26 protein-coding genes are annotated in these 25450 nt (G+C 70.4%); 12 read left to right on the top strand and 14 right to left on the bottom strand.

The window, feature by feature from the left end; all coding sequences use genetic code 11:
• Window positions 1–14: 14 nt before the first annotated feature.
• Entirely contained in the window at window positions 15–1001 is a 987-nt protein-coding gene (locus RI578_RS27460) for an aldose epimerase family protein (RefSeq protein WP_310873569.1), read from the bottom strand.
• Between the two features lie 49 nt (window positions 1002–1050).
• Entirely contained in the window at window positions 1051–1998 is a 948-nt protein-coding gene (locus RI578_RS27465; protein WP_310873570.1) for an SGNH/GDSL hydrolase family protein, read from the bottom strand.
• Window positions 1999–2255: 257 nt separating this feature from the next.
• Between RI578_RS27465 and RI578_RS27470 the strand changes: the two genes are divergently transcribed.
• Window positions 2256–2750: a DUF3145 domain-containing protein gene (locus RI578_RS27470; protein WP_121746779.1), complete on the top strand. Its 495-nt coding sequence runs from the start codon at window positions 2256–2258 to the stop codon at window positions 2748–2750.
• Window positions 2751–2902: 152 nt separating this feature from the next.
• On the opposite strand, the gene RI578_RS27475 is transcribed toward RI578_RS27470, so the two are convergent.
• The 5 genes from RI578_RS27475 to fasR all read right to left on the bottom strand — a co-directional run bounded on the left by RI578_RS27475 (window position 2903) and on the right by fasR (window position 7900).
• On the bottom strand, window positions 2903–4189 hold the full coding sequence (locus tag RI578_RS27475; protein WP_310873571.1) for a beta-ketoacyl-[acyl-carrier-protein] synthase family protein: 1287 nt from the start codon (window positions 4187–4189) through the stop codon (window positions 2903–2905).
• Between the two features lie 87 nt (window positions 4190–4276).
• A complete protein-coding gene (locus tag RI578_RS27480) occupies window positions 4277–4525 on the bottom strand; it encodes an acyl carrier protein (RefSeq protein ID WP_310873572.1) in 249 nt (82 codons plus the stop codon).
• Between the two features lie 102 nt (window positions 4526–4627).
• Window positions 4628–5659 (bottom strand): ketoacyl-ACP synthase III, encoded by a 1032-nt coding sequence (locus RI578_RS27485; RefSeq protein WP_219177424.1) that lies wholly within the window; start codon window positions 5657–5659, stop codon window positions 4628–4630.
• A gap of 16 nt (window positions 5660–5675) precedes the next feature.
• On the bottom strand, window positions 5676–6605 hold the full coding sequence (locus tag RI578_RS27490) for an ACP S-malonyltransferase (protein ID WP_310873573.1): 930 nt from the start codon (window positions 6603–6605) through the stop codon (window positions 5676–5678).
• Between the two features lie 89 nt (window positions 6606–6694).
• Window positions 6695–7900 carry a fatty acid biosynthesis transcriptional regulator FasR gene (gene fasR / locus RI578_RS27495; protein ID WP_375919894.1) on the bottom strand — a complete coding sequence of 402 codons (1206 nt, stop codon included), beginning with the start codon at window positions 7898–7900 and terminating at the stop codon, window positions 6695–6697.
• Between the two features lie 62 nt (window positions 7901–7962).
• Here fasR and RI578_RS27500 point away from each other — a divergent pair, with 62 nt between their 5' ends.
• Window positions 7963–8613, top strand: coding sequence for a pirin family protein (locus RI578_RS27500; protein ID WP_310875873.1), 651 nt, complete (start codon window positions 7963–7965; stop codon window positions 8611–8613).
• On the opposite strand, the gene RI578_RS27505 is transcribed toward RI578_RS27500, so the two are convergent.
• Both RI578_RS27505 and RI578_RS27510 read right to left on the bottom strand, forming a co-directional pair.
• Window positions 8610–9434 (bottom strand): serine hydrolase domain-containing protein, encoded by an 825-nt coding sequence (locus RI578_RS27505; RefSeq protein WP_310873574.1) that lies wholly within the window; start codon window positions 9432–9434, stop codon window positions 8610–8612. The genes RI578_RS27500 and RI578_RS27505 overlap by 4 nt on opposite strands.
• Window positions 9435–9451: 17 nt before the next feature.
• On the bottom strand, window positions 9452–9919 hold the full coding sequence (locus RI578_RS27510) for a GNAT family N-acetyltransferase (protein ID WP_310873575.1): 468 nt from the start codon (window positions 9917–9919) through the stop codon (window positions 9452–9454).
• Between the two features lie 124 nt (window positions 9920–10043).
• Here RI578_RS27510 and RI578_RS27515 point away from each other — a divergent pair, with 124 nt between their 5' ends.
• Window positions 10044–10529: a MerR family transcriptional regulator gene (locus tag RI578_RS27515; protein WP_310873576.1), complete on the top strand. Its 486-nt coding sequence runs from the start codon at window positions 10044–10046 to the stop codon at window positions 10527–10529.
• The gene (locus RI578_RS27520) at window positions 10526–11542 is read left to right on the top strand and encodes an aldo/keto reductase (protein WP_310873577.1); all 1017 of its coding nucleotides are present in this window, start codon (window positions 10526–10528) and stop codon (window positions 11540–11542) included. The genes RI578_RS27515 and RI578_RS27520 overlap by 4 nt, the downstream gene beginning before the upstream one ends.
• On the opposite strand, the gene RI578_RS27525 is transcribed toward RI578_RS27520, so the two are convergent.
• From RI578_RS27525 to RI578_RS27535, 3 genes are all read right to left on the bottom strand, one after another.
• Complete coding sequence (locus tag RI578_RS27525) at window positions 11543–12391, bottom strand: DUF4429 domain-containing protein (RefSeq protein ID WP_310873578.1); 849 nt, start codon at window positions 12389–12391, stop codon at window positions 11543–11545.
• A gap of 65 nt (window positions 12392–12456) precedes the next feature.
• Entirely contained in the window at window positions 12457–13674 is a 1218-nt protein-coding gene (locus tag RI578_RS27530; protein WP_310873579.1) for an alpha/beta hydrolase, read from the bottom strand.
• A 72-nt stretch (window positions 13675–13746) separates the two neighbouring features.
• The gene (locus tag RI578_RS27535; RefSeq protein ID WP_310873580.1) at window positions 13747–14439 is read right to left on the bottom strand and encodes a TetR family transcriptional regulator; all 693 of its coding nucleotides are present in this window, start codon (window positions 14437–14439) and stop codon (window positions 13747–13749) included.
• 145 nt (window positions 14440–14584) lie between these two features.
• Here RI578_RS27535 and RI578_RS27540 point away from each other — a divergent pair, with 145 nt between their 5' ends.
• Both RI578_RS27540 and RI578_RS27545 read left to right on the top strand, forming a co-directional pair.
• On the top strand, window positions 14585–16207 hold the full coding sequence (locus tag RI578_RS27540; protein ID WP_310873581.1) for an MFS transporter: 1623 nt from the start codon (window positions 14585–14587) through the stop codon (window positions 16205–16207).
• Window positions 16208–16517: 310 nt separating this feature from the next.
• On the top strand, window positions 16518–16823 hold the full coding sequence (locus tag RI578_RS27545; RefSeq protein WP_310873582.1) for a small hydrophobic protein: 306 nt from the start codon (window positions 16518–16520) through the stop codon (window positions 16821–16823).
• Here the strand turns inward: RI578_RS27545 and RI578_RS27550 are convergent.
• Both RI578_RS27550 and aceE read right to left on the bottom strand, forming a co-directional pair.
• Window positions 16808–17668: a potassium channel family protein gene (locus RI578_RS27550; protein ID WP_310873583.1), complete on the bottom strand. Its 861-nt coding sequence runs from the start codon at window positions 17666–17668 to the stop codon at window positions 16808–16810. The genes RI578_RS27545 and RI578_RS27550 overlap by 16 nt on opposite strands.
• Before the next feature lie 83 nt (window positions 17669–17751).
• A complete protein-coding gene (gene aceE / locus RI578_RS27555) occupies window positions 17752–20508 on the bottom strand; it encodes a pyruvate dehydrogenase (acetyl-transferring), homodimeric type (RefSeq protein ID WP_310873584.1) in 2757 nt (918 codons plus the stop codon).
• Between the two features lie 386 nt (window positions 20509–20894).
• Here aceE and RI578_RS27560 point away from each other — a divergent pair, with 386 nt between their 5' ends.
• From RI578_RS27560 to RI578_RS27585, 6 genes are all read left to right on the top strand, one after another.
• Window positions 20895–21332, top strand: a complete 438-nt coding sequence (locus tag RI578_RS27560; protein ID WP_055416717.1) for a DUF3052 domain-containing protein — start codon at window positions 20895–20897, stop codon at window positions 21330–21332.
• 126 nt (window positions 21333–21458) lie between these two features.
• Window positions 21459–21917 (top strand): peroxiredoxin, encoded by a 459-nt coding sequence (locus RI578_RS27565; RefSeq protein ID WP_310873585.1) that lies wholly within the window; start codon window positions 21459–21461, stop codon window positions 21915–21917.
• A 138-nt stretch (window positions 21918–22055) separates the two neighbouring features.
• A complete protein-coding gene (locus tag RI578_RS27570) occupies window positions 22056–22631 on the top strand; it encodes a calcium homeostasis/redox stress adaptation protein (protein ID WP_310873586.1) in 576 nt (191 codons plus the stop codon).
• A 109-nt stretch (window positions 22632–22740) separates the two neighbouring features.
• The gene (locus RI578_RS27575) at window positions 22741–23316 is read left to right on the top strand and encodes a TerD family protein (protein WP_121746764.1); all 576 of its coding nucleotides are present in this window, start codon (window positions 22741–22743) and stop codon (window positions 23314–23316) included.
• Between the two features lie 49 nt (window positions 23317–23365).
• Entirely contained in the window at window positions 23366–24508 is a 1143-nt protein-coding gene (locus tag RI578_RS27580) for a DUF475 domain-containing protein (protein WP_310873587.1), read from the top strand.
• Between the two features lie 167 nt (window positions 24509–24675).
• The gene (locus RI578_RS27585) at window positions 24676–25413 is read left to right on the top strand and encodes a Tellurium resistance (protein ID WP_310873588.1); all 738 of its coding nucleotides are present in this window, start codon (window positions 24676–24678) and stop codon (window positions 25411–25413) included.
• Window positions 25414–25450 lie beyond the last annotated feature (37 nt).

The raw sequence follows: 25450 nt of genomic DNA on the forward strand, positions 1-25450 counted from the left end.
GGGCACCGTACGGGCTACCGCACCGAGAAGCCGTACACCGTCTCCGAGCGGAAGACCTCGCCCGGCCGCAGCACCGTGCTCGGGAACTCCGGCCGGTTCGGCGAGTCCGGGAAGTGCTGCGTCTCCAGCGCGATGCCGTCCCCGGGCGCGAACGGCTCGCCCAGGTGGGCGGCGGTGTACAGCTGGAGGCCGGGCTCGGTCGTCGCCACCGTCAGTACACGCCCCGACGCCGGGTCGTACAGCTCGGCGACCTCCACGGCGGTGTCCGTCACGCCCTTGTCGAGGACGAGGTTGTGGTCGTAGCCGGAGCCGACCTTGCGCGCCCGCCGGAAGTCGAAACGCGTGTCCGCCACGTCCTCCGTGGGGCCCCTCGGGATCAGGTCCGCGTCGACCGGCGTGATCCGGGAGGCGGCGAGCCGCAGTTCATGGCCGCCCGCGTGCCCGGAGCCCGACCCGCCCAGGTTGAAGTAGCTGTGGTTCGTCGGGTTCAGCACGGTCGGCGCGTCCGTGACCGCCTCGTACGCGATCCGCAGCGCACCCGACTCGTCCAGCGTGTACGTCACCGAGATCTCCAGCCGGCCCGGGAACCCCTCCTCGCCGTGCGGGCTGACGCGGCTGAGCCGGACGCCGTGCGTGCCGTCCCCGGCCGGCTCCGCGTCCCACACGCGCTTGTCGAAGCCGCGCTCACCGCCGTGCAGCGAGTTCGGCCCGTTGTTGAGCGCCAGCTCGTACGTCCGCCCGTCCAACTGGAAACGGCCGCCCGCGATCCGGTTGGCGTACCGCCCCACGAGCGCGCCGAAATAGGGCTCCGGGTGCGTCACATAGCCGTCCAGGTCCGCGAACCCCAGCACCACGTCGGCGGTGTTCCCGTCCCGGTCCGGGACCTCGGCCGACTGCACGATCCCGCCGTACGACAGGACCCGTACCCGCACGCCGCCCCGCTCCAGGGTCCAGCGGTGGACGGGGGTGCCGTCGGAAAGTGTGCCGAAGAGTTCGTTCATGTGCGGAACTCTAGGACACCCGCCCAGGTCAAGCCCTGGTCGGGCCGAGTCAGGGCTGCTTCGCGGTGACCGCGCGGTACGCGATCTCGGCCAGCCGGGCCTGGCCGTCCACACTCGGGTGGAACCAGTCCCAGCGGCTCAACTGGCCGGTCCCGAACCGGTACTCGTGCACCGCGCCGCCGTCGGTGCGGCACAGCCGGTCCTTCGCGCAGACCTCGCGCAGTACCTCGTTGTAGTCCTCCACCCGGTCCCGCACGGTGTTCCGGCGCAGCGTCGCAGCCGAGTCCAGGGAGTCCGCGTCGCCCAGCATCGACGGGCAGATGCCCAGCTTCCACACCTGCTTGCCCAGCGGGTTGGTGCGCCCCTGCGACCAGAGCCGCTTCAGATCCGGGATGCTCGCCACGTACACCTGCGCCTTGGGCAGCTTCTCGCGCAGCGTGCCCATGGCCTCCTCGAACCGGTCCCGGAAGTCGGCCACCGACGTCATCGCCGAGGTCGTGGCCCGGCAGGCGTCGTTCGCCCCGACCATCACCGCGACCAGCTCCGGCTTCCGCGCCGCCGCCCGGGTCACCTGCCCGGTCAGGTCGGCCATCCGGGCTCCGGTGACCGCGTAGTTCCAGCTCCGCTCGGCCGCTTCCGCCTTCCCCAGCAGCCGTACGGCGAGACTGTCGACCTCGGCGCTGCCGCCGGTCGCCCACGAGACCTCCGGGCAGTCCGACAGGACCGAGCAGGCGTCGAAACCGCGCGTGATGGAGTCGCCCACGGCGGCGACCGAGTCGGGACTCGTGTCCCAGGCAGGGGTGGGCTTCGGCCGCTTCGACGCGGAGCGGGACGGGTCGGCGGAGTCACCGCCCACGGCGTCGCAGCCGGTCACGCCCAGGACGGCGGCGGTCAGGACGGCGAGCGCGGCACGCGAACGGCGGCGGCCGACACGCGAACGTCCACGCTCGGAACGTCCACGTTCGACAGGCGTCCGCCGGCCCGTCCGCTGACCCATACCGGTCCCACCCCTCGCCTCGTGCCTCCAACGTCCTCAACCCATGACACCGCGCCAGGGTTCCCGAGGGCGGAGATGCAACGGCTCACACCCGTACAAGCGTCCTGCCGGGTGAATGGCAGAGGTTTGTCGGCACCGGGACCGACGGTACGTCACACTCCTTGCCCGGTCGCACGGTAGCCTCGCCATCAACGCGGCCCGCCCGGCCGCGACCGTTCCGCCCGTTCCGAGATGTCCCGCTCAGCCCGGAGGTTCCGGTGACGACACGTGGAGTTCTGTACGTGCACTCCGCGCCGCGCGCGCTCTGCCCGCACGTCGAGTGGGCCATCGCCGGGGTGCTCGGCACGCGCGTCGGCCTGGACTGGATCCGGCAGCCCGCCGCGCCCGGCACCTGGCGCTCGGAGTTCTCCTGGCAGGGCCAGGCCGGCACCGCCTCCAAGCTCGCCTCCGCACTGCGCGGCTGGCAACTGCTGCGCTTCGAGGTCACCGCGGAGCCGTCCGCGAACGCCGAGGGCGAGCGCTACAGCTGCACTCCCGACCTCGGCATCTTCCACGCCGTCACCGGCATCCACGGCGACATCCTCATCCCCGAGGACCGGCTGCGCGCCGCCCTGGTCCGCTCCCAGCGCGGCGAGACCGACCTGGAGTCCGACATCGCCAAGCTCCTCGGCAAGCCCTGGGACGACGAACTGGAGCCCTTCCGCTACGCGGGCGAGGGCGCCCCGGTCCGCTGGCTGCACCAGGTGGTCTGAAGCGCCCCGAAGGGGCGCGGGTCTCTGCCGATGTGCGGCTCCGCCGCGTGGGCGCGACCAGCCACGTACGACCCGCACCCGGCAACCCACGGACGACGATGGCCCGAGCCCCTCCGAGGGGGCCCGGGCCATCAAACGTTCGGATCAGCCGCTCAGACCGTCCGGAACGCGAGTACGACATTGTGGCCGCCGAAGCCGAACGAGTCGTTCAGCGCGGCGATCCGGCCCTCGACGGGCAGCTTCCGGGCCTCGCCCCGGACGATGTCCGCGGCGGCCTCGGCCTGGGGGTCGAGGTTCTCGACGTTGATGGTCGGCGGCGCCACCCGGTGGTACAGGGCGAGCACCGTCGCGACGGACTCCACGCCGCCCGCGCCACCGAGGAGGTGACCGGTCATCGACTTGGTGCCGGAGACCGCCATGTGGTCGACGTCGTCGCCGAGGACCTTGCGCAGCGCCTTCAGCTCGGCGATGTCGCCGGCCGGCGTCGAGGTGGCGTGCGCGTTGACGTGCACGATCTCGGCCGGGTCGAGGTCGGTGTTGTCCAGCAGGTGCTGCAGGGCGTGCGAGATGCCGCGGCCCTCCGGCTCCGGCTGCACGATGTCGTGGCTGTCGGCGGAGATGCCCTGGCCGACCGCCTCCGCGTAGACCCGGGCACCGCGTGCCGCGGCGTGCTCGGCGGACTCCAGGACGAGGACGCCGGCGCCCTCACCGAGGACGAAGCCGTCGCGACCCGTGTCGAAGGGGCGGGAGGCGCCCTGCGGGTCGTCGTTGTTCTTGGACATCGCCATCATGTTGCCGAACGCGGCGATGGGCAGCGGGTGGATCGCCGCCTCCGTGCCACCCGCGACGACGACGTCGGCGCGGCCGGTGCGGATCATCTCGATGGCGTAGCCGATGGCCTCGGCGCCCGACGCGCAGGCGGAGACCGGCGTGTGCACGCCCGCCCGGGCGCCCACGGCGAGGCCCACGTTGGCCGACGGGCCGTTCGGCATCAGCATGGGGACGGTGTGCGGGGAGACGCGGCGGACGCCCTTCTCCTTGAGCACGTCGTACTGGTCGAGCAGGGTCGTCACGCCGCCGATGCCGGAGGCGATGACCGCGCCGAGCCGGTCGGGGTCGACGCCGGCGCCCTCGCCCTCGGTCGCCTCGCCGGCCTTGCCGGTGAAACCGGCGTCCTTCCAGGCCTCCTGCGCGGCGATCAGCGCGAACTGAGCCGAACGGTCCAGTCGGCGGGCCTGGGGCCGCGGGATGACCTCGGAGGGGTCCACGGCGACCGGTGCGGCGATGCGGACGGCCTGGTCGGCGGCCCACTCCTGCTCCAGGGGCTTGACGCCGGACTTGCCGGCGACCAGGCCCTCCCAGGTAGAGGCTGCGTCGCCACCCAGCGGTGTGGTTGCGCCGATACCGGTGACGACCACGGTGCGATTGGTCGAGCTCACGGGAATTCTTTCTCCAACGGGATACGGATTCGTACGGCGCCACCGCCGGGTGGCGGGGCAGTCAGCCCAGAGGCAGTGATCGGGTGATCAGCTCTGGTGCTTGAGGATGTAGTCGGTCGCGTCGCCGACCGACTTGAGGTTCTTGACGTCCTCGTCCGGGATCTTGACGTCGAAGCGCTCTTCGGCGGCGACGACGACCTCGACCATGGACAGCGAGTCGACGTCCAGGTCGTCGGTGAAGGACTTGTCCAGCTGGACGTCCTCAACCGGGATGCCGGCGATCTCGTTCACGATCTCGGCGAGACCGGCGACGATCTCTTCCTGAGTGGCGGCCATGATGGCGCTCCTTCGTTGTTTTCAGAGGGTGTGGCGGCCCGCCGCGTCAGCGGCAGGTGTTGCTGGTCTCCGTTCCGGACCGAGTGATCCGGCACGGAGTGCCTAGGGGAGGGTAACGACCGTCGCGGCGTAGACGAGACCCGCCCCGAAGCCGATGACGAGCGCGGTGTCGCCGCTCTTGGCCTCGCCGGTCGCCAGGAGCCGCTCCATCGCGAGCGGAATCGAGGCGGCCGAGGTGTTGCCGGTGGTGCGGATGTCACGGGCGACCATGACGTGCTCCGGCAGCTTCAGCGTCTTCACCATCGAGTCGATGATCCGCACGTTGGCCTGGTGCGGGATGAAGACGTCCAGGTCGTCCGGGCTGATCCCGGCCGCGTCCAGCGCCTGCTGAGCGACCTTCGCCATCTCGAACACGGCCCAGCGGAACACCGCCTGGCCCTCCTGCGTGATCGCAGGAAACTTGACGTTGCCCTCGGAGTCGAGGGGCAGTTCGGAGACGTCGCCGATCCGGAAGCGGTCCCACGGCACCGTCTGCTTGATCGTCTCGGACTTGTCGCCCTCCGAGCCCCAGACGGTCGGGCCGATCGCCGGCTCCTGGGACGGGCCGACCACGACCGCGCCGGCGCCGTCGCCGAACAGGAAGGCCGTGGCCCGGTCCTCCAGGTCGGTCAGGTCCGAGAGCCGCTCCACGCCGATGACCAGGACGTACTCCGCCGAGCCTTCGACGATCATGCCCTTGGCGAGGGTCAGACCGTAGCCGAAGCCCGCGCAGCCCGCCGAGATGTCGAAGGCCGCGGCCTTGTCCGTGCCCAGCTTGTCGGCGATCTCGGTGGCGACGGCCGGGGTCTGGCTGAAGTGCGACACGGTCGACACGACCACGGCGCCGATCTGTGAGGCGTCGATACCGGCGTCCGCGATGGCCTTGCCGGACGCCTCGATCGACATCGCGGCGACGGTCTCCTCGGGACCCGCCCAGTGGCGCGTCTCGATGCCGGAGCGCGAGCGGATCCACTCGTCGGACGAGTCGATCTTCTCGAGGATCACCTCGTTCGGCACGACCCGGGTCGGGCGGTAACCGCCGACGCCGAGGATGCGCGCGTACGGGGCGCCCTTGCTGGGCTTGATCTTCGACATGCTCTCGCGCTCCTTGTCAGGCCTGCTGGCCGTGCTCGGCGACGAGCTCGCGGGCCGCGTCGAGGTCGGCGGGTGTCTTGAGGGCCAGCGTCTTCACCCCGGGCAGCGCGCGCTTGGCCAGCCCGGTCAGCGTGCCGCCCGGGCACACCTCGATCAACGCGGTGACGCCCAGCTCCTTGAACGTCTCCATGCACCGGTCCCAGCGGACCGGGTTGGCGACCTGGCCGACGAGGCGCTCCAGCACCTCGGCGCCGGTGGCGACGGCCCGCCCGTCCTTGTTGGAGACGTACGTCACCTTCGGGTCGGCCGGCGTGAGCGCCTTCGCGGCCTCGGCGAGCTTGTCCACCGCGGGGGCCATGTGGTGCGTGTGGAACGCGCCGGCCACCTTCAGCGGGACGACCTTGCGCACGCCCTCGGGCTTGTCGTCGTTCAGCGCGGCCAGCTGTTCCATGGTGCCGGCCGCCACGATCTGACCGGCGCCGTTCACGTTCGCCGGGGTCAGACCGAGCTTCTCCAGATGGGCCACGCTCACCTCGGGGTCGCCGCCGAGCAGCGCCGACATGCCGGTCTCGGTGACCGCGGCGGCCTCGGCCATGGCCAGGCCCCGACGGCGTACGAGGGTCAGCGCGGCGGTGTCGTCGAGGACGCCCGCGAACGCGGCGGCGGTGATCTCACCGACGCTGTGGCCCGCGACCGCGCCCGGCGCGATCTCGGCCATGTCACCGAGTGCCGCGGCGGAGAGGATTCCGGCGGCGACCAGCAGCGGCTGGGCGACGGACGTGTCACGGATCTCGTCCGCGTCGGCCTTCGTGCCGAAGTGGGCGAGATCGAGTCCAATGGCGTCGGACCACGCGGCGACGCGGTCCGCGGCACCGGGAAGGGCGAGCCAGTCAGTCAGGAAGCCGGGCGTCTGGGCGCCCTGGCCGGGAGCGACGAGTACGAGCACTCTCACACTCTCTCTTGAGGACGGCCACGACCGCCCGTGGGGACAGGGACGAAGAACACGAGGGTGTTTTGTGGACCCCCGACAAAAGCTTAGAGTTGCTGATCTCCATCGGCCAGACGCCCCAGGATGAGCGCGATCCGCAGTGTGAACGCAGACCGTACATCAGAGGGTGACCATCCGGTGACGTCAGTCACACGTCGGAGCCGGTAGCGCACGGTGTTCGGGTGAACGAAGAGCATCCGGGCGGCGCCCTCGAGGCTGCTCGCCTGCTCGAGATAGACGCTGAGCGTCTCCAGCAGCGCGGCCCCGGCCTCCTCCAGTGGTCTGTAGATCTCCTCCACCAGCTGCACGCGGGCCGAGGGGTCGGAGGCGATCGCGCGCTCCGGCAGCAGATCGTCCGCCAGCACCGGACGCGGCGCGTCCGGCCAGGCGGTGCACGCCTTGAGCCCGGCCGCGGCGGCCTGCGCGGACCGGGTCGCGGCCAGCAGGTCCGGCACCACCGGGCCGGCCACCACGGCGCCCTGCGCGAACGGTCCGATCAGCGACTTCGCGACCGCCAGCGGATTGTCGCTGCCACCCGCGATCACCACCAGCCGGTCCCCGAGCACCCCGGTCAGCACCTGGAGCTTGGCGTGCCGGGCCGCGCGCCGGATGGCCTCCACGGTCAGCTCGGAGTCACCGTCGGGGGCGGTGCCCAGCACCACGCACACGTGCTCGGGCGAGTTCCAGCCCAGGGCGGCGGCCCGGGACACGGCCCCCTCGTCGGCCTCCCCGCTGAGCACGGCGTTCACCACCAGGGACTCCAGCCGCGCGTCCCAGGCACCGCGTGCCTCGGCGGCCTGCGCGTAGACCTGGGCGGTGGCGAAGGCGATCTCCCGGGCGTACACGAGCAGCGCCTCGCGCAGCACCGACTCGTCGCCCGGGGCGGCGACCTCGTCGATCGCGGACTCCATGACCTCGATCGTGGTCCGCACCATCTCGACGGTCTGCCGCAGCGTGATCGCCCGGGTCAGCTCGCGCGGCGCGGTGCCGAAGACGTCGGTGGAGATGGCCTGGGGGGCGTCCGGGCGGCGGAACCACTCGGTGAAGGCGGCGATGCCCGCCTGGGCCACCAGCCCGATCCAGGAGCGGTTCTCCGGTGGCATGGCCCGGTACCACGGCAGCGTCTCGTCCATCCGCGCGATGGCCTGCGCGGCGAGCGACCCGGAGGACTGCTCCAGCCGCTTCAGGGTCGCGGTGTGCGGGTGGACGGCGTGCGCCCCGGGCTCGGGCATGCTTGTTTCGGGTTCGGGCACGTGGACAAGACTGCCTTATCGGGACGGGTGAGCGTGTCGCCGGGTCTACGGTGGACGACGTGATGGACGTACGGCGCGCCGACGAGCGCTACCCCGGAGGCGACGCGGCGGCCGGCATCGAGTCGCGGCACGCCTTCTCCTTCGGACCCCACTACGACCCCGGCAACCTGCGCTTCGGGGCGCTGATCGCCTGCAACGAGGAGCGCCTCGCGCCCGGCGCCGGCTTCGACGAGCACCCGCACAGCCACACCGAGATCGTCACGTGGGTGGCCGAGGGGGAACTGACCCACCGCGACACCGCGGGCCACGAGACGACCGTGCGGGCCGGGGACGTGCAACGCCTCAGCTCGGCGGGCGGCGTCCGCCACGTCGAGCGCAACGACGGCGCCGCGCCCCTGACCTTCGTGCAGATGTGGCTGGCCCCGCGCGACCCCGGCGGCGACCCCGCCTACGAGATCGTCCGCGGCATCGCCGACTCCACCCCGTACGCCGTGCCCGAGGCGGGCGCGATGCTGCACGTGCGCCGCCTGACGGCGGGGGAGCGGACGGCGGTGCCGGACGGGGCGTACGTCTACGTCCACGTCGTGCGCGGCGACGTACGCCTGGACGGCGAGGAACTGGGCCCGGGCGACGCGGCCCGCGTCACGGACGCCGACGGCGTGGACGCGGTGGCGGTGACCCCGGCCGAGCTGCTCCTCTGGGAGATGTCCTAGACCTCGGCGGCCTCGGCGAGGACCGCATCGGTGAAGGGCGGCCACACCTCGGCCGCCCAGGGGCCGAACGCCCGGTCGGTGAGCGCCACGCAGGCGAGCCGGGCATCGGGGTCGATCCACAGGAACGTACCGGACTGACCGAAGTGCCCGAAGGTGCGCGGAGAGGACGACGCGCCCGTCCAGTGCGGGGACTTGGAGTCGCGGATCTCGAAGCCCAGCCCCCAGTCGTTGGGGTTCTGGTGCCCGTAGCCCGGCAGCACGCCCTTCGTGCCCGGGTACTGCACCGTCATCGCCTCGGCGACCGTGCGCGGGTCCAGCAGCCGCGGCGCCTGCACCTCGGCGGCGAAGCGCAGCAGGTCCTCGACCGTGGACACCCCGTCCTTCGCCGGGGAGCCGTCGAGGGTGGTGGCCGTCATGCCCAGCGGCTCCAGCACGGCCTGCCGCGCGTACTCGGCGAACGGGATGTCCGCCGCCTTCGCGATGTGGTCGCCGAGCTGCTCGAAACCGGCGTTGGAGTACAGCCGGCGTTCCCCGGGCGGGGCGGTCACCCGGTGCTCGTCGAAGGCCAGACCCGAGGTGTGCGCGAGCAGGTGACGGACCGTCGACCCGGCGGGACCGGCGGGCTCGTCCAGTTCGACGGCACCCTCCTCGTACGCGACGAGTGCCGCGTACGCCGCGAGCGGCTTGGTGACCGAGGCGAGGGGAAACCGCTGCCCGACCGGGCCGTGGGTTCCCAGGATCGTGCCGTCGGCTCGTACGACACCCGCCGCGGCGCCGGAGACCGGCCAGTTCTCGATCAACGCGAGGCTCTTCAAGGACATGCCACCGAGCCTAAGCCTCACAGGTACAGCCTCATGGAGGGGGTCGTGTCGCGGGTGAAGCCGAGGGACTCGTAGAGGGGCTCCGCGTCGGGGGACGCGGTGAGCATGACGTGCCCCGCGCCCCGCTCGCGGAACCACTCCAGCAGCTCGTCCATGCAGGCGCGGGCATACCCGCGGCGCCGGGCGTCCGGGTCGGTGGCGACGCTGAAGACGTACCCGAGCAGCCCGCCGGGCCTGTTCGGCCCCCCGATCCGGTACTCCAGCGTGCCCACCACCAGCGCCGCCAGCGCCTCCTGCCGCTCGGGGTGGTCGACGACGAACGCCGCGAACTCCCCGTCCGGGTCGGCCAGCCGCTCCCGCAGGCCGGGCAGGGAGGCGGCCTGCCAGTCGGTGGGGGCGGCGGGACTCACCGAATCGATCATCACCTGACGCAGACGGAGCACTTCCTCCGCGTCCTCGGCCAGGGCACGACGTACGAGACTCATGCCGGCACGCTAATGACCGGCCGCAGCGCGTGTCCTGGGGATTTCCCGCGGTGGCCCGCTCACCGTCGCCTTCTCACCGTGGCCGCTTGCTTGGAGTGCACTCCAAGGCCATAGCGTGGAGCGCATGACGGTGATGCAGACCACTGCCGGGACCCTCGGGCCGAACGCCACCAGAACAGACATCTGCTCCGCCCCGCCCCGGCGCCACCCGCGCCCCGACGGGCAGGACCACTACACCATCAGCGAGGTCGTCGCCTTCACCGGACTGACCGCCCACACGCTGCGCTGGTACGAGCGGATCGGCCTGATGTCCCACATCGACCGCTCGCACACCGGGCAGCGCCGCTACAGCAACCGCGACCTGGACTGGCTCGACTTCGTCGGCAAACTGCGCCTGACCGGCATGCCGGTCGCCGACATGGTCCGGTACGCGGAGCTGGTGCGCGAGGGCGAGAGCACCTACCTCGACCGGCGGGAACTGCTGGAGTCCACGCGCCGCGACGTGCTGACGCGGATGGCCGAGCTCCAGGACACCCTCGCCGTACTCGACCGGAAGATCAGCTTCTACGGGGACGCCGGACGCGCCCGTGAAGGAGAGAGGACCCGATGACCGACAGCAGGATCCCGACGGTGCGGCTCGGCGACGACGGCCCGGAGGTGGGAGTCCAGGGCCTCGGCTGCATGGGCATGAGCTTCGGATACGGCCCGTCGGACGGCGACGCGTCGCGGGCGACCCTGGAACGGGCGCTGGAGCTGGGCGTCACGCTCTACGACACGGCCGACGCGTACGGCGCCGGTGAGAACGAGCGGTTCCTGTCGCCGTTCTTCAAGGCCCACCGCGACGAGGTGGTCATCGCGACCAAGTTCGCCCTGTCGATCCCGCCGGACGAGCCGACGAAGCGGATCATCCGCAACGACCCGCCGTACATCCGCCGGGCGGTCGAGGCGAGTCTGGGCCGCCTGGGCGTCGACGTGATCGACCTCTACTACATGCACCGGCGCGACGTGAACGTGCCGATCGAGGAGACCGTCGCCGTCATGGCGGACCTGGTCCGCGAGGGCAAGGTGAAGCACCTCGGGCTGAGCGAGGTGACGGGCGACGAGCTGCGGGCCGCGCAGACGGTGCATCCGATCGCCGCCGTGCAGTCGGAGTGGTCGCTGTTCAGCCGGGACATCGAGGCGGGCGTGGTGCCGGCCGCCCGCGAACTCGGCGTGGCCCTCGTCCCGTACTCGCCGCTCGGCCGGGGCTTCCTCACCGGCGCCTTCGCCGACGCCGACCAGGACCTCACAGCCGGCGACTTCCGTCGGCAGCAGCCCCGCTTCACCGGCGGCAACGCGGCGGCCAACGCGGCCCTGCTCGACCCGGTCCGCACGGTCGCCGAGGCCCACGACGCCACCCTCGGGCAGATCGCCCTGGCCTGGGCCCAGCAGCGGGCGCGGGTGCACGGCCTGCCGGTGATCCCGATCCCGGGCACCCGGAAGCCGACGCGGGTGGCGGAGAACGCGGGTGCTACGCGGATCGTCCTCACCGAGCAGGAGCTGTCCCTGCTGGAGCCGATCGCGGACAAGGTGGCGGGGGACCGCTACGCGGACATGTCGTTCACGTCCGCCGGACGCGAGTAGTCACAGCTCCGCCAGCAACTCCGCCTTCTTCGAGGAGAACTCCTCGTCCGTGACCAGCCCCGCCTGATGCAACTCCCCGAGGTGCCGGATCCGCTCGGCGATGTCCGCGGGGTCACGCCGAGGGGCCGGCACCGGAACCGGCACCGCCGGGCCGCGGTCCCGCACCGCCGCCAGCACCGCCGCCGCGAACGGCAGTGACTCGTGCACCGGCCCGTACCCGAGCCCGAACACGACCGAGGCGGGGTCCTGGTCGGCCTGCGGAGCGACCGCCGCGGCGTCCCGCGGCAGCAGCCGCAGATACCCCTCGAACATCTCGGGGGACCGCCACTCCACCCCGCCCAGGCCGGCGACCGGGAAGGTCTGGTCGCCGGCCTTCCACTTCGCCGACGACGCGCCCGTCCAGAACCACCGGAACGTCACCGACGTCCCGTCGAAGGACGCCTTGCCGTCGTAGGCCTTGAAGTGCAGCGGTGCCTCGGGCGCCGGGACCAGGTACCGCTCGGTCTTGCCGGACTCGCTCAGCAGACCGCGCAGCTCGTCGGCGTAGTACTCCGCGAGCGTCTCCCGCTCGGCGGGCAGCACCAGCCGGTACGGGTCGCTGCCCTCCTTCAGCTGTCCGGCCGCCGCCTCCATCAGCGGATCGGCGCCCGGGCGCGGCTCGACGCGCAGCACGACGGTGCCGCGCCTGCCGGGCGTGAGCGTCACCCCGGCGATCGCCTCCAGGGGGACGCGGCGTTCCCCCAGCGCCTGGAACAGCTTGGGTGTTCGAATCCCCCGTTCGTAGCGGATGAGCACGGAGTCGGACTCGAACTCCCAGGCGGCATGAAATCCGGCCAGTACGTCACCCATGCGGCTCATCGTATGCGGCACGAGCTCCTCCGTCCCTCCCCGTGCAAACCGGAGTTTCTGCGCCTCTACGCGCGTCCGGCCGTCGCTGCTGCGGACAAATCCGCCCGGCATGTGTCGTCTTCCTTGGCGCAGGCCAGCGTGCGGTATGCGCCAACGCCGATCTGCGCGAAGTTCCGCAGGCTCTCCGTGCCCGGTACGAAGTAGCCGCCGTGCCCCTCGGCGCCCCGCGCGGACAGCACCCGCGCCCCGAACGCCGCGGACACCGGGTCGGCGCCGTGCCCGAGGCCGCCGACCTCCAGGTAGGGCACGTCCTGGATCCAGTCGTCGGCGTCCCGCATCGCCCACACCCGGGCGGAGGTGCGCAGGCCGGTGGCCTTCTCGACGCGCATGCCGGGGCTGCCGGCCACCGCTATGTCCTTGACCCGGCCGGGCAGCGTGTCGGCGGCGAGGCCGCACACCACCGAGCCGTAGCTGTGGCAGAACAGCGAGACGGGGGACCGGCCGGGCAGCGCGCGCAGCAGCGCGTTCAGCCGGACGGCCCCGTGCTCGGCGCGCGTCGCCGTCGCCGCCTCCATGCCGAGGCCGCTGGGGGAGGTGTAGTCGGCCCAGGCGATCACGGCCGTACGCGTGTCGGGGCTCGCCGTGCGCTCGGCCGTGTACAGCGACTCGGCCATGCCGACGGGCGCCGAGTACTTGCGGTCGGTGCGCTGGAAGGTGAGCAGTTCCGTGTCGACGCCGGGCACGATTACGGAGACGCGCTCGGCGCGGTTCAGGTTCCCGAACACCTCGGCGACCTTGCCCGAGCCCGTCGGGTCGAAGGCGAGGATGTGGCGGCCGGGGTTCAGCAGCGAGTCGTAGCCGTGCGCGCGCCGGCCCGCCTCGCGCTGCCCGGACAGGGACAGGCGCTTGTCGTGCATGCGCAGTCGCTCCACGGCCCGTGCCTTGCGGATCGCCGCGCGGTTGGCGAGGTAGCGCAGCTCGACGGGGGCGCCGTTCATGTTGCCGACGGCCAGCGGGTAGCGCCGGGCCAGGCTCGCGCGCTGCCATTCGGTGAGCGAGGCGAAGAAGCGGGCCAGCCGGGACGGGGCCGCCTGCGCGTCGGGCAGCCGGCGTCCGTCGATCCGGCCGTGCTCCCATGCCGAGACCGACGCTTCGAGGGCCGTGGGTCCCCGCTGGTTGCGCAGGGCGGTCCAGCCGGTGGTGGCCAGCATCACGAACACCACGGCCAGGGCGAGCAGTGCGCGCCAGACGTTCAGCTGCGGGGAGGTGTCGAAGGAAGTCACTGGGAGGACACACTAGGAGAACGGGACGGTCTCGCGTGAATCCAGTGACACGGATCACGTTTCGGGCGTGTGCTACGGGGTTGGGTCCGCCGGTCCGGGCTGTTCGGCCCGTCCGGAACCGGGGCGGCCCCGCCAGTTCCCGGTGAGGGCGGGCTCCACCTGGTCGAGGTAGGAGGAGGTCAGGTCGCGCAGCGCCGCGAGACTGGCGTCGTCCCGCGCCGACCAGATCCGTTCGGTCACCCGCATCACCGCTCCGAAGACGGCCACTACCACGCGGGGCCGAGGGTCCGTGTCCACGTCCAGTCCCTCGCGGTCGGCGATGACGAGCGCGATCTCCTCCTCCAGCTCCGTCGCGCGCCGCAGATGGGCGGCGAGCAGCGCGGGCGTCGACTCGATCACCCGGTAGAAGCGCATGTGCAGTTCGAGCGGGACCAGCTGCTCGACGGACTCGCCGATGGTGTCCCAGCTCGCCACGAGGGCCTGGCGCAGCGCGTCCAGCGGTGCCTCGACGGGCGGCCGGCCGCGTACGGCCTCGACGAAGTGCGACTCCGCGAGCCGCGACACGAAGAAGGCCGCCTCCTCCTTGCTGGCGAAGTAGCGGAAGAAGGTGCGCTGCGAGACATCGGCCGTCTCGGCGATGTCGTCGACGGTCGTCTCCTCGTAGCCACGCTCGGTGAACAGTTCGAGAGCGGAACGCAGCAGCGTGTCCCGGGTGCGCTGCTTCTTGCGTTCGCGCAGGCCCGAAGGGGTGGCTGTGTCCGCCATGTTCAAAGGTTCGCTCCTCGGATCGGCGCCGGCGTGTTGCCTCGCCGTTCGTTTTCGCAGTTCAGGCTATCGGGAGATGTCGTGTCAGTTACCGACTAGTGAAATGGTTTGTCAACTGTCAGTGGCTGTCATTAGCCTCGAATGTATGACTAGTCAGACCACCATCGACAAGACGGGGGCGGGGGGCGGGGGAGCGTCGTCCGGCCCGTTGGGCCCGGCGCCGGCCAGCGGACTGCGCGGCCACCCGTGGCTCACCCTCATCACCGTCGCTGTAGGGGTCATGATGGTGGCCCTCGACGGCACCATCGTGGCCATCGCCAACCCGGCGATCCAGGTCGACCTGAAGGCCAGCTTCGCCGACGTCCAGTGGATCACCAACGCCTACTTCCTCGCCCTCGCGGTCTCCCTGATCACCGCGGGCAAGCTCGGTGACCGTTTCGGGCACCGGCAGACCTTCCTCATCGGAGTGGTCGGCTTCGCCGCCGCCTCCGGTGCCATCGGCCTGTCCGACACGATTCCGCTGGTCGTCGCCTTCCGTGTGCTCCAGGGCGTGTTCGGCGCCCTGCTGATGCCGGCCGCGCTCGGCCTGCTGCGGGCCACCTTCCCGGCCGAGAAGCTCAACATGGCCATCGGCATCTGGGGCATGGTCATCGGCGCCTCCACCGCGGGCGGTCCGATCCTCGGCGGCGTGCTGGTCGAGCACGTCAACTGGCAGTCCGTGTTCTTCATCAACGTGCCGGTGGGCGTCATCGCCGTCGTCCTCGGCGTCATGATCCTGCTGGACCACCGCGCGGAGAACGCACCGCGCTCCTTCGACGTCCTGGGCATCGCGCTGCTCTCCGCAGCGATGTTCTGCCTGGTCTGGGCGCTCATCAAGGCCCCCGAGTGGGGCTGGGGCGACGGCAAGACGTGGCTGTTCCTCGTCGCGTCCGTCGCGGGCTTCGGACTGTTCGCCTTCTGGGAGACGAAGGTCAAGGAGCCGCTGATCCCGCTGGCGCTGTTCCGGTCGGTGCCGCTGTCGGCGGGTGTGGTGCTGATGGTCATGATGGCCATCGCCTTCATGGGCGGCCTGTTCTTCGTGACGTTCTACCTCCAGAACGTGCACGGTATGAGCCCGATCGACGCCGGCCTGCACCTGCTGCCGCTCACCGGCATGATGATCGTCGGCTCGCCGCTCGCCGGCGCGATGATCACCAAGGTCGGCCCGCGCATCCCGCTCGCGGGCGGCATGGCGTTCACCGCGCTCGCCATGTACGGGATGTCCACGCTGGAGACGGACACCGGCAGCGGCATCATGTCGCTCTGGTTCGCCCTGCTGGGCCTGGGTCTCGCGCCGGTCATGGTCGGCGCCACCGAGGTCATCGTCGGCAACGCGCCGATGGAGCTGTCCGGCGTCGCCGGCGGCCTCCAGCAGGCGGCGATGCAGATCGGCGGCAGCCTCGGTACGGCCGTACTGGGTGCCGTGATGGCGTCCAAGGTCGACAGCGACCTGGCCGGCAACTGGGCGGACGCCGGCCTTCCGGAACTGCCGCCGGAGCAGCTGGGCCAGGCCTCCGAGGCGGTCCAGGTCGGCGTGGCGCCGGTGGCCGAGGGCATGCCGGAGCAGATGGCCGCGAAGGTCACGGAAGTCGCGCACGACACCTTCATCTCCGGCATGAGCCTGGCCTCGCTCGTCGCCGCCGGTGTCGCGGCCGTCGCCGTGCTGGTCGCGTTCCTCACCAAGCGTGGGGAGAACGCGGAGGCCGGCGCGGGCGTGGGCCACATCTGACGGAACACCGGGCGCGTCCGGCCCGGCTCCGTCCGTCTCCGGCCCGCTCCGGTCCGTACGTCTCCGGTCCGCTCCGTACGTCTCCGGCCCGTCTCCGGCCCTGTTCGCCTATCCGGGTGACAGGGCCGGAGAACCCTCCCCTTCGACGGACCCCGCAGGTCACAGTGGGTCAAGTCCTCCGCAGGGCACGGGGGGCGAGAAGCTGCGGCGCGCTGCTGGAGGGGGGCAGCGCGCAGGCAGCGCGTTCGCGGCAGGCATAAGGCGCCGCACCGGGGTACCCGAACTCTACGAGGAGTTCAGGGAGTTGACGATGGCGAGCTTCGGACAGGGATCGCGCGGGCACCCCCGCTCACGTGGCCGGACGTGGTCACGGACCGGGCCGGATCGCGCGACGCTCGCGGTTGTCGGAGTCATCTGCGCGGTCGCCGGGTTCTTCGTGCTGGGGATCGTCCTCGGCCCCGTCGCGATCGTCTGCGGCTGGCTCGCCATGGGCCGAAGCTGGGCGGGTTCCCGCCCGGTCCCGGCCGTGGTCGCCCTGGTCCTGGGCATCATCGACACGGTCCTGGCAGCCCTCTGGCTCATCGGAGCGGCAACCCCGGGCTATGGCATGTTCTGACCCGGCACGGCCAGCGGTTCCCGACGCCGGTGGCTCGCCGGTTCCCCGTCGGCGGGGCCGCCGGGTACGGCGTCGTCCCTGGACGAGTCCGGCACCGCGCCGCCGGATCTCCGCAACTCGGCCACCTCCGTCCGCAGCGCCCGGACCTCCTCCGTCAGCGCCTGAAGGGCCTCGGTCCGCCGCCGCCCCTCCACGTCGTCCCGCTCGAACCTGGCGATGAACCATGCCGCGATGTTCGCGGTCACCACACCGAGCAGCGCGATCCCGGACAGCATCAGGCCGACGGCCAGCACCCGTCCCATCGCCGTGGTCGGCGCCAGGTCCCCGTACCCCACGGTGGTCATCGTCGTGAAGGACCACCACATGGCGTCACCCAGAGTCCGGATGTTCCCGTCCGGCGCGCTTCGCTCCACCGACAGCACCGCCAGCGACCCGAAGATCAGCAGCCCGACCACCGAGCCGGCGACATAGGTCGTCAGCCGGATCTGCGAGGCCATCCGCGCCCGCCGCCCCACCAGGAGCAGCGTCGAGACGAGTCGCAGCAGTCTGAGCGGCTGCAGCAGCGGCAGCACCACCGCGCAGAGGTCCAGCCAGTGGGTGCGGACGAACCTCATGCGGTGCGGGGCGAGGCGCAGCCGCACCAGATAGTCGAACGTGAACGCCCCCCACACCACCCACTCGGTGACCAGGCACGCCCGCGTCACGGCCGGGCTCGCCGAGCCGTCGACGATCGGCGTCGCGTAGGCGACGGCGAACAGCACGGCCAGCGCCAGCAGAGGCCGCTGGGTGTGCCGCTCCCAGCGTTCCTGCGCCGTTTGCCGCCTTGTGTCCGCGTCGGTGCTCATCCCCGCATCGTAGGTCCACCACCCGGACGGCCAGGAGGCGGCGGACTCCGAAGCCCGCCGCCTCCCCGCGTACCGCCGACGTGCTACGCGTCACCGCCCGCGACCCCCGGGTCCGCCGCCGCCACGTCGAGCAGCCGATACCGGTCGATCGCCTGCTTCAGCACCGACCGGTCGACCTTCCCCTCGCGCGCCAGCTCGCTCAGCACCCCCACCACGATCGACTCCGCGTCGATGTGGAAGAAGCGCCGTGCCGCACCGCGCGTGTCCGCGAAACCGAACCCGTCCGCGCCCAGCGACTGGTACGTCCCCGGCACCCATCGCGCGATCTGGTCCGGAACCGACCGCATCCAGTCGGACACGGCCACGAACGGTCCCTGCGCACCGGCCAGCTTCCGCGTCACGTACGGCACCTGCTGCTCCTCCTCGGGATGCAGCAGATTGTGCTCCTCACACGCCACCGCCTCGCGCCGCAGCTCGTTCCAGGAGGTCGCCGACCAGACGTCGGCGCGTACGTTCCACTCCTCAGCGAGGATCCGCTGCGCCTCCACCGCCCACGGCACCGCGACCCCGGACGCCATGATCTGTGCCGGGATCGAACCGTCCGTGCCCTCGCTGAAGCGGTGGATGCCCTTGAGGATGCCCTCGACGTCCACGTTCGCAGGCTCGGCGGGGTGCCGGATCGGCTCGTTGTAGACGGTGAGGTAGTAGAAGACGTCCTCGCCGTGCGGGTGCTGCTCGTCCGCGCCGTACATCCGGCGCAGCCCGTCCTTGACGATGTGCGCGATCTCGAAGCCGAAGGCCGGGTCGTACGCGACGCACGCCGGGTTGGTCGAGGCCAGCAGCTGCGAGTGGCCGTCGGCGTGCTGGAGGCCCTCGCCGGTCAGAGTCGTACGGCCCGCGGTCGCGCCCAGCACGAAACCGCGCGACAACTGGTCGCCCATCTGCCAGAACTGGTCGCCGGTGCGCTGGAAACCGAACATCGAGTAGAAGACATAGACCGGGATGAGTGGCTCGCCGTGCGTGGCGTACGCCGACCCGGCCGCGATCAGCGAGGCCGTGCAGCCGGCCTCCGAGATGCCGTCGTGCAGCATCTGCCCGTTCGGCGCCTCCTTGTAGGCGAGCAGCAGGTCCCGGTCCACGGACTCGTACTGCTGGCCGAGCGGGTTGTAGATCTTCGCACTCGGGAAGAAGGAGTCCATGCCGAACGTGCGGTACTCGTCCGGCGCGATCAGCACAAATCGCTTGCCGAGCTCCTTGTCCCGCATGAGGTCCTTGAGCAGTCGCACAAACGCCATCGTCGTCGCGATGGACTGCTGGCCCGACCCCTTCTTCACGGTCGCGTACGTCTTGTCGTCCGGCAGCGCGAGCGGTTTCGACCGCACGACGCGGGTCGGCACGTAGCCGCCGAGGCCGAGCCGGCGGTCGTGCATGTACTGCATCTCCTCCGTGTCCCGGCCGGGGTGGTAGTACGGCGGGGGGCCGGACTCCAGCTCCTTGTCGGAGATCGGCAGGTGCAGCCGGTCGCGGAAGCGCTTGAGGTCGTCGACCGTCAGCTTCTTCATCTGGTGCGTGGCGTTGCGGCCCTCGAAGTTCGGGCCCAGCGTCCAGCCCTTGATCGTCTTGGCCAGGATGACGGTGGGCTGGCCCTTGTGCTCCAGGGCCGCCTTGTACGCCGCGTAGATCTTCCGGTGGTCGTGACCGCCGCGCCCCAGGTGCAGGATCTGGTCGTCGGTCATGTTCTCGACCATGGCGCGCAGCCGGTGGTCGTCGCCGAAGAAGTGGTCGCGGATGTAGGCGCCGGACTCGGTGGCGTACGTCTGGAACTGGCCGTCCGGGGTCGTGTTCATGCGGTTGACCAGGACGCCGTCGCGGTCCTGGGCGAGCAGCGGGTCCCAGGTGCGGTCCCACACCAGCTTGATCACGTTCCAGCCGGCGCCCCGGAAGACCGACTCCAGCTCCTGGATGATCTTCCCGTTGCCGCGCACCGGGCCGTCGAGGCGCTGGAGGTTGCAGTTGACGACGAAGGTCAGGTTGTCCAGGCCCTCGCGGGCGGCGATGGACAGCTGGCCCAGCGACTCCGGCTCGTCCATCTCGCCGTCGCCGAGGTAGGCCCACACGTGCGACTTCGAGGTGTCCGCGATCCCGCGCGCGTGCATGTAGCGGTTCATCCGCGCCTGGTAGATCGCACCGATCGGGCCGAGGCCCATCGAGACCGTCGGGAACTCCCAGAAGTCCGGCATCGACCGCGGGTGCGGATACGACGACAGGGCGTTGGGCGCCGCGGACTTCTCCTGCCGGAAGCCGTCGAGGTGCTGCTCGCTGAGCCGGTCCAGCAGGTACGCGCGCGCGTAGATGCCCGGCGACGCGTGACCCTGGAAGAAGACCTGGTCACCGCCGTCGCCCTCGTCCTTGCCCCGGAAGAAGTGGTTGAAGCCCACGTCGTACAGGGAGGCCGAGGAGGCGAAGGTGGCGATGTGGCCGCCGACGCCGATGCCCGGCCGCTGCGCGCGCGAGACCATCACCGCGGCGTTCCAGCGGGTGGCGTTGAGGATCTTGCGCTCGATCTCCTCGTTGCCGGGGAAGAACGGCTCGCTCTTGGTCGGGATGGTGTTGACGTAGTCCGTGCTGCGCATCTCGGGCACGGCCACGCGCTTCTCGCGGGCCCGCTCGATCAGCCGCAGCATCAGATAGCGGGCCCGTTCCCGGCCGCGCTCGTCGACGGCGGCGTCGAGGGAGTCGAGCCACTCCTGGGTTTCCTCGGGATCGAAGTCAGGAACCTGACTCGGAAGGCCGCCAATGATGATCGGATTGCGATCACTGCGATCGGATGCGGAAGCCACGCTGTTCCTTCGCTGTCAGAGGGCCACATTGCCGGGTGTCCACGCCGATTCCCCGCCGATTCCCCATCGTGTACCTCGCGGGGGCAAACGTCATCTGTACCGTGGGGTAACCGGTTCCCCCATGGGGATCGGGGGCACGTTCATTCGAGTCTCGTACCCACACGTGGTTCCCAAATACGCAAACGGGGCAGAAAGGTGTGGTGTACGTCACCTTCGGTCTGGACGGCATGGCTGGAGTTGCGGCGACACGGCCGGGATCGTCACCGTTTCGGCGGTCCCAGTCGCCGGGTACTTGCGCGATCCGTCCCGCCCGTGTGGACTACGGCCAATGCTTCGCGCACGCGCGTGGCTGAGATATTCACCAAGACATGATCAGGAGGCAACCCGTGAGCGCGACCGCGGACCACGCGGAGGAGCGGACGAACCCTGCCGTCAGGCTGGGGTTCCAGCCCGGGCAGGTGGTCCAGGAGATCGGCTACGACGACGACGTCGACCAGGAGCTCCGCGAGGCCATTGAGGGCGCCGTCGAGGGCGAGCTGGTGGACGAGGACTACGAGGACGTGGCCGATGCCGTCGTGCTGTGGTTCCGTGACGACGACGGCGACCTGACGGATGCGCTGGTGGATGCCACCACGTACATCGAAGAGGGCGGGGCGATCCTGCTCCTCACGCCGAAGACCGGCCGTTCGGGGTACGTCGAGGCCAGCGACATTTCGGAAGCCGCGACGACGGCCGGACTGACGGCGTCCAAGAGCGTCAGCGTCGGAAAGGACTGGAGCGGCAGCCGGCTGGCTACGCCCAAGGCCGCCAAGTCCAAGCGGTAGCCGCCCAGGCTCCGCACCACACCCGGACCCCGTACGGGCCGACCGCCGTCGGCCCGTCCGCGGACCCGCGATGATCCCTGCGTAGGGTGGTTCCAGCGAACCACCCTACGAAGGGACGAACAGGACATGACGCTCCAGGTCGGCGACAAGGCCCCCGACTTCGAACTCAAGGACAACCACGGCGCGACCGTCCGGCTGTCCGACTTCCGCGGCCGGAAGAACGTCGTGCTGCTCTTCTACCCGTTCGCCTTCACCGGCGTGTGCACCGGCGAGCTGTGCGAGGTGCGCGACAACCTGCCGCAGTTCTCCGACCGCGACACCCAGGTGCTCGCCGTCTCCAACGACTCCATCCACACCCTGCGCGTGTTCGCCGAGCAGGAGGGCCTGGAGTACCCGCTGCTGTCCGACTTCTGGCCGCACGGCAACGTCTCGCGCGCGTACGGCGTCTTCGACGAGGACAAGGGTTGCGCCGTCCGGGGCACCTTCATCATCGACCAGGAGGGCGTGGTCCGCTGGACCGTCGTCAACGGCCTGCCGGACGCCCGTGACCTGACCGAGTACGTGAAGGCGCTCGACACTCTGTGATCGAGACGTGATCGACACCGTGTGATTTGTCGGTTCCAGGGCCTGCGGGGGGCGGGAACCCGTCACTAGGATCGAATCGTTGATCCGATATCCACGCACCACGGGGCTCCCCGCCCCAGGACACCAAATGGAGGACTCGTGGGAGTCAGCCTCAGCAAGGGCGGCAATGTTTCGCTGACCAAGGAGGCCCCCGGCCTGACCGCGGTCATCGTCGGTCTGGGGTGGGACATCCGCACCACGACCGGCACCGACTTCGACCTCGACGCCAGCGCGATGCTGCTGAACAGCGGCGGCAAGGTCTCGAGTGACGCGCACTTCATCTTCTTCAACAACCTCAAGAGCCCGGACGGGTCGGTCGAGCACACCGGCGACAACCTCACCGGTGAGGGCGAGGGCGACGACGAGCAGATCAAGATCGACCTCGCCACCGTCCCCGCCGACGTCGAGAAGATCACCTTCCCGGTCTCGATCTACGACGCCGAGAACCGCCAGCAGTCCTTCGGCCAGGTGCGCAACGCGTTCATCCGCGTCGTCAACCAGGCCGGCGGCGCCGAGATCGCCCGGTACGACCTGAGCGAGGACGCGTCCACGGAGACCGCCATGGTCTTCGGTGAGCTGTACCGGCACGGTGCGGAGTGGAAGTTCCGCGCCATCGGCCAGGGCTACGCCTCCGGCCTGCGCGGCATCGCGCAGGACTTCGGCGTGAACGTCTGAGTCACCGATACGTCCGAGGCCACCGCCTCGACCGTCCGGCGCCGCACGGTTTACGTGCGGCGCCGGACGTGCAGGAAACCCGAGAACCATCACCCGGGGAGGGATCACCATGGGCGTCACGCTTGCCAAGGGGGGCAACGTCTCCCTGTCCAAGGCCGCACCGAACCTCACACAGGTACTGGTCGGACTGGGCTGGGACGCGCGTTCCACCACCGGAGCACCCTTCGACCTGGACGCCAGCGCACTGGTGTGCAGCAGCGGCCGGGTGCTCGGCGACGAGTGGTTCGTCTTCTACAACCAGCTCAAGAGCCCGGACGGGTCGGTCGAGCACACCGGCGACAACCTCACCGGTGAGGGTGACGGCGACGACGAGTCGGTGCTGGTCGACCTCTCCGGGGTGCCGGCCCACTGCGACAAGATCGTCTTTCCGGTATCGATCCACATGGCCGACGAGCGCGGCCAGACCTTCGGCCAGGTCAGCAACGCCTTCATCCGGGTCGTCAACCAGGCCGACGGCCAGGAACTCGCCCGCTACGACCTGAGCGAGGACGCCTCCACGGAGACCGCGATGATCTTCGGTGAGCTCTACCGCTACCAGGGCGAATGGAAGTTCCGGGCGGTGGGACAGGGGTACGCGTCGGGGCTCCGGGGCATCGCTCTAGACTTCGGAGTCAACGTTTCGTAAAGCCGCGTACGGCGCGGGGGAGCCCCGTACACACACGATTGGGTAGCCAGTGGTTCTGAAAACCTTCGGGTGGTCGTTCGCGGTCACCGCGCTCGGCCTGGTGGCCGCGATCTTCTACGGGGGGTGGGCCGCTTTCGGCATCGTGGCGATCCTGTCCGTCCTGGAGATCTCGCTGTCCTTCGACAACGCGGTGGTCAACGCCGGGATCCTGAAGAAGATGAATGCCTTCTGGCAGAAGATCTTCCTCACCATCGGCATCCTGATCGCCGTCTTCGGCATGCGCCTGGTCTTCCCGGTCGTGATCGTGGCGGTCAGCGCGTCGCTCGGGCCGATCGAGGCCGTCGACCTCGCCCTCACCGACAAGGACCGCTATCAGGAGCTCGTGACGGACGCCCATCCGTCGATCGCCGCCTTCGGTGGCATGTTCCTCCTGATGATCTTCCTCGACTTCATCTTCGAGGACCGGGACATCAAGTGGCTGGGCTGGCTGGAGCGCCCGCTGTCCAAGCTGGGCAAGGTCGACATGCTGTCGGCCTGCATCGCCCTGATCGTGCTGCTGGTCTCCGCGATCACCTTCGGCGCCCACGCCCACCAGCACGGCGGCACCCACGCCGACAAGGCGGAGACGGTCCTGCTCTCCGGTATCGCGGGCCTGATCACCTATCTGGTCGTCGGTGGCCTCTCCGGCTTCTTCGAGGACAAGCTCGAAGAGGAGGAGGAGCGGGAGCACGAGGCCGAGGAGCAGGCCGAGCGCGCCGGCAAGCCCAAGTCGGCCGTCAAGCTGGCCGGCAAGGCCGCGTTCTTCATGTTCCTCTACCTGGAGGTCCTGGACGCGTCCTTCTCCTTCGACGGCGTCATCGGTGCCTTCGCCATCACCAACGACATCGTCCTGATGGCCCTCGGCCTCGGCATCGGCGCCATGTACGTCCGGTCGCTGACCGTCTACCTGGTCCGCGAGGGCACCCTCGACGACTACGTCTACCTGGAGCACGGCGCCCACTACGCCATCGGCGCCCTCGCCGTCGTCCTCCTGGTGACCATCCAGTACGAGATCAACGAGTTCATCACCGGCATGATCGGCGTGGTCCTGATCGGCGCCTCCTTCTGGTCCTCCGTGCGCCGCAACAAGCGGCTCGCCGAGGCCGGGGGAGACGGCGGCAAGGAGAAGGTGGAGGTCTCCTCCGGGGTGTGAAACCCCATTGTTCCCGGGCCGGGTTCGCTCCCGGTGCGCCTGCTCCTGCGGTGTGAACACGGCCCGGACGAGGAACGCTCTGTGCGGGGCGGCCGACGAGGACGACTCCTCGGGGCCGCCCCGTCGGCGGTCCGCGGTCGGTGGTTCGAGCGAAGGTGGGGGCGGGAATGGGCTTTTTGGACGGTCTGTGGCGCGGTCGCGAGTCCGAGTTCGACTCGGGCAGCGCGGCGACCAACTCCATCCAGCTGACCAAACGGCACAGCCAGGTCTCGCTGACCAAACAGGGCGCGGCGACCGGCAACCTGCGCATCAACCTCTCCTGGCGGATGCGGACCTCGGACATCATGGGCTCACAGCGCGAGAGCCTGCTGCGGCACCCCTTCAAGGCGCTCAAGCCCCCCGAGGTCGTCGGCCACAGCCAGAGCATGGTCAACGTCGACCTCGACCTCGGCTGCCTCTACGAGCTACAGGACGGCACCCGCGGGGTCGTCCAGCCGCTGGGCGGCTTCCTCGGCGACGTCAACGGCCCGCCGTACGTCAAGCTCAGCGGCGACGACCGCTTCGGCTCGGCCTCCGGCGAGACGATCTACGTCAATCTCGACCACAAGGACGCCATAAAGCGGCTCCTGCTCTTCGCCTACATCTACGACCAGACCCCGGCCTTCGACCGGACGCACGCCATCGTCACGCTCTACCCGAGCAACGGCCCCCGCATCGAGATAGGCCTCGACGAGCGCCATCCGCAGGCCCGGTCCTGCGCCGTGGTGATGATCGAGAACATCAAGGGCGAGATCTTCGTCCGTCGCGAGGTGAAGTTCGTGTACGGCTTCCAGGGCGAGCTGGACCGGCTGTACGGGTGGGGCCTGCAATGGGGCCGCGGGCACAAGAGCAAGGCGGAGCGCTGAGGCTCCGCCTGCCCTGCTGAGGGCCGTACCGCGATCG

It is taken from the genome of Streptomyces sp. BB1-1-1, assembly GCF_031597775.1.
Lineage (GTDB): Bacteria > Actinomycetota > Actinomycetes > Streptomycetales > Streptomycetaceae > Streptomyces > Streptomyces thinghirensis.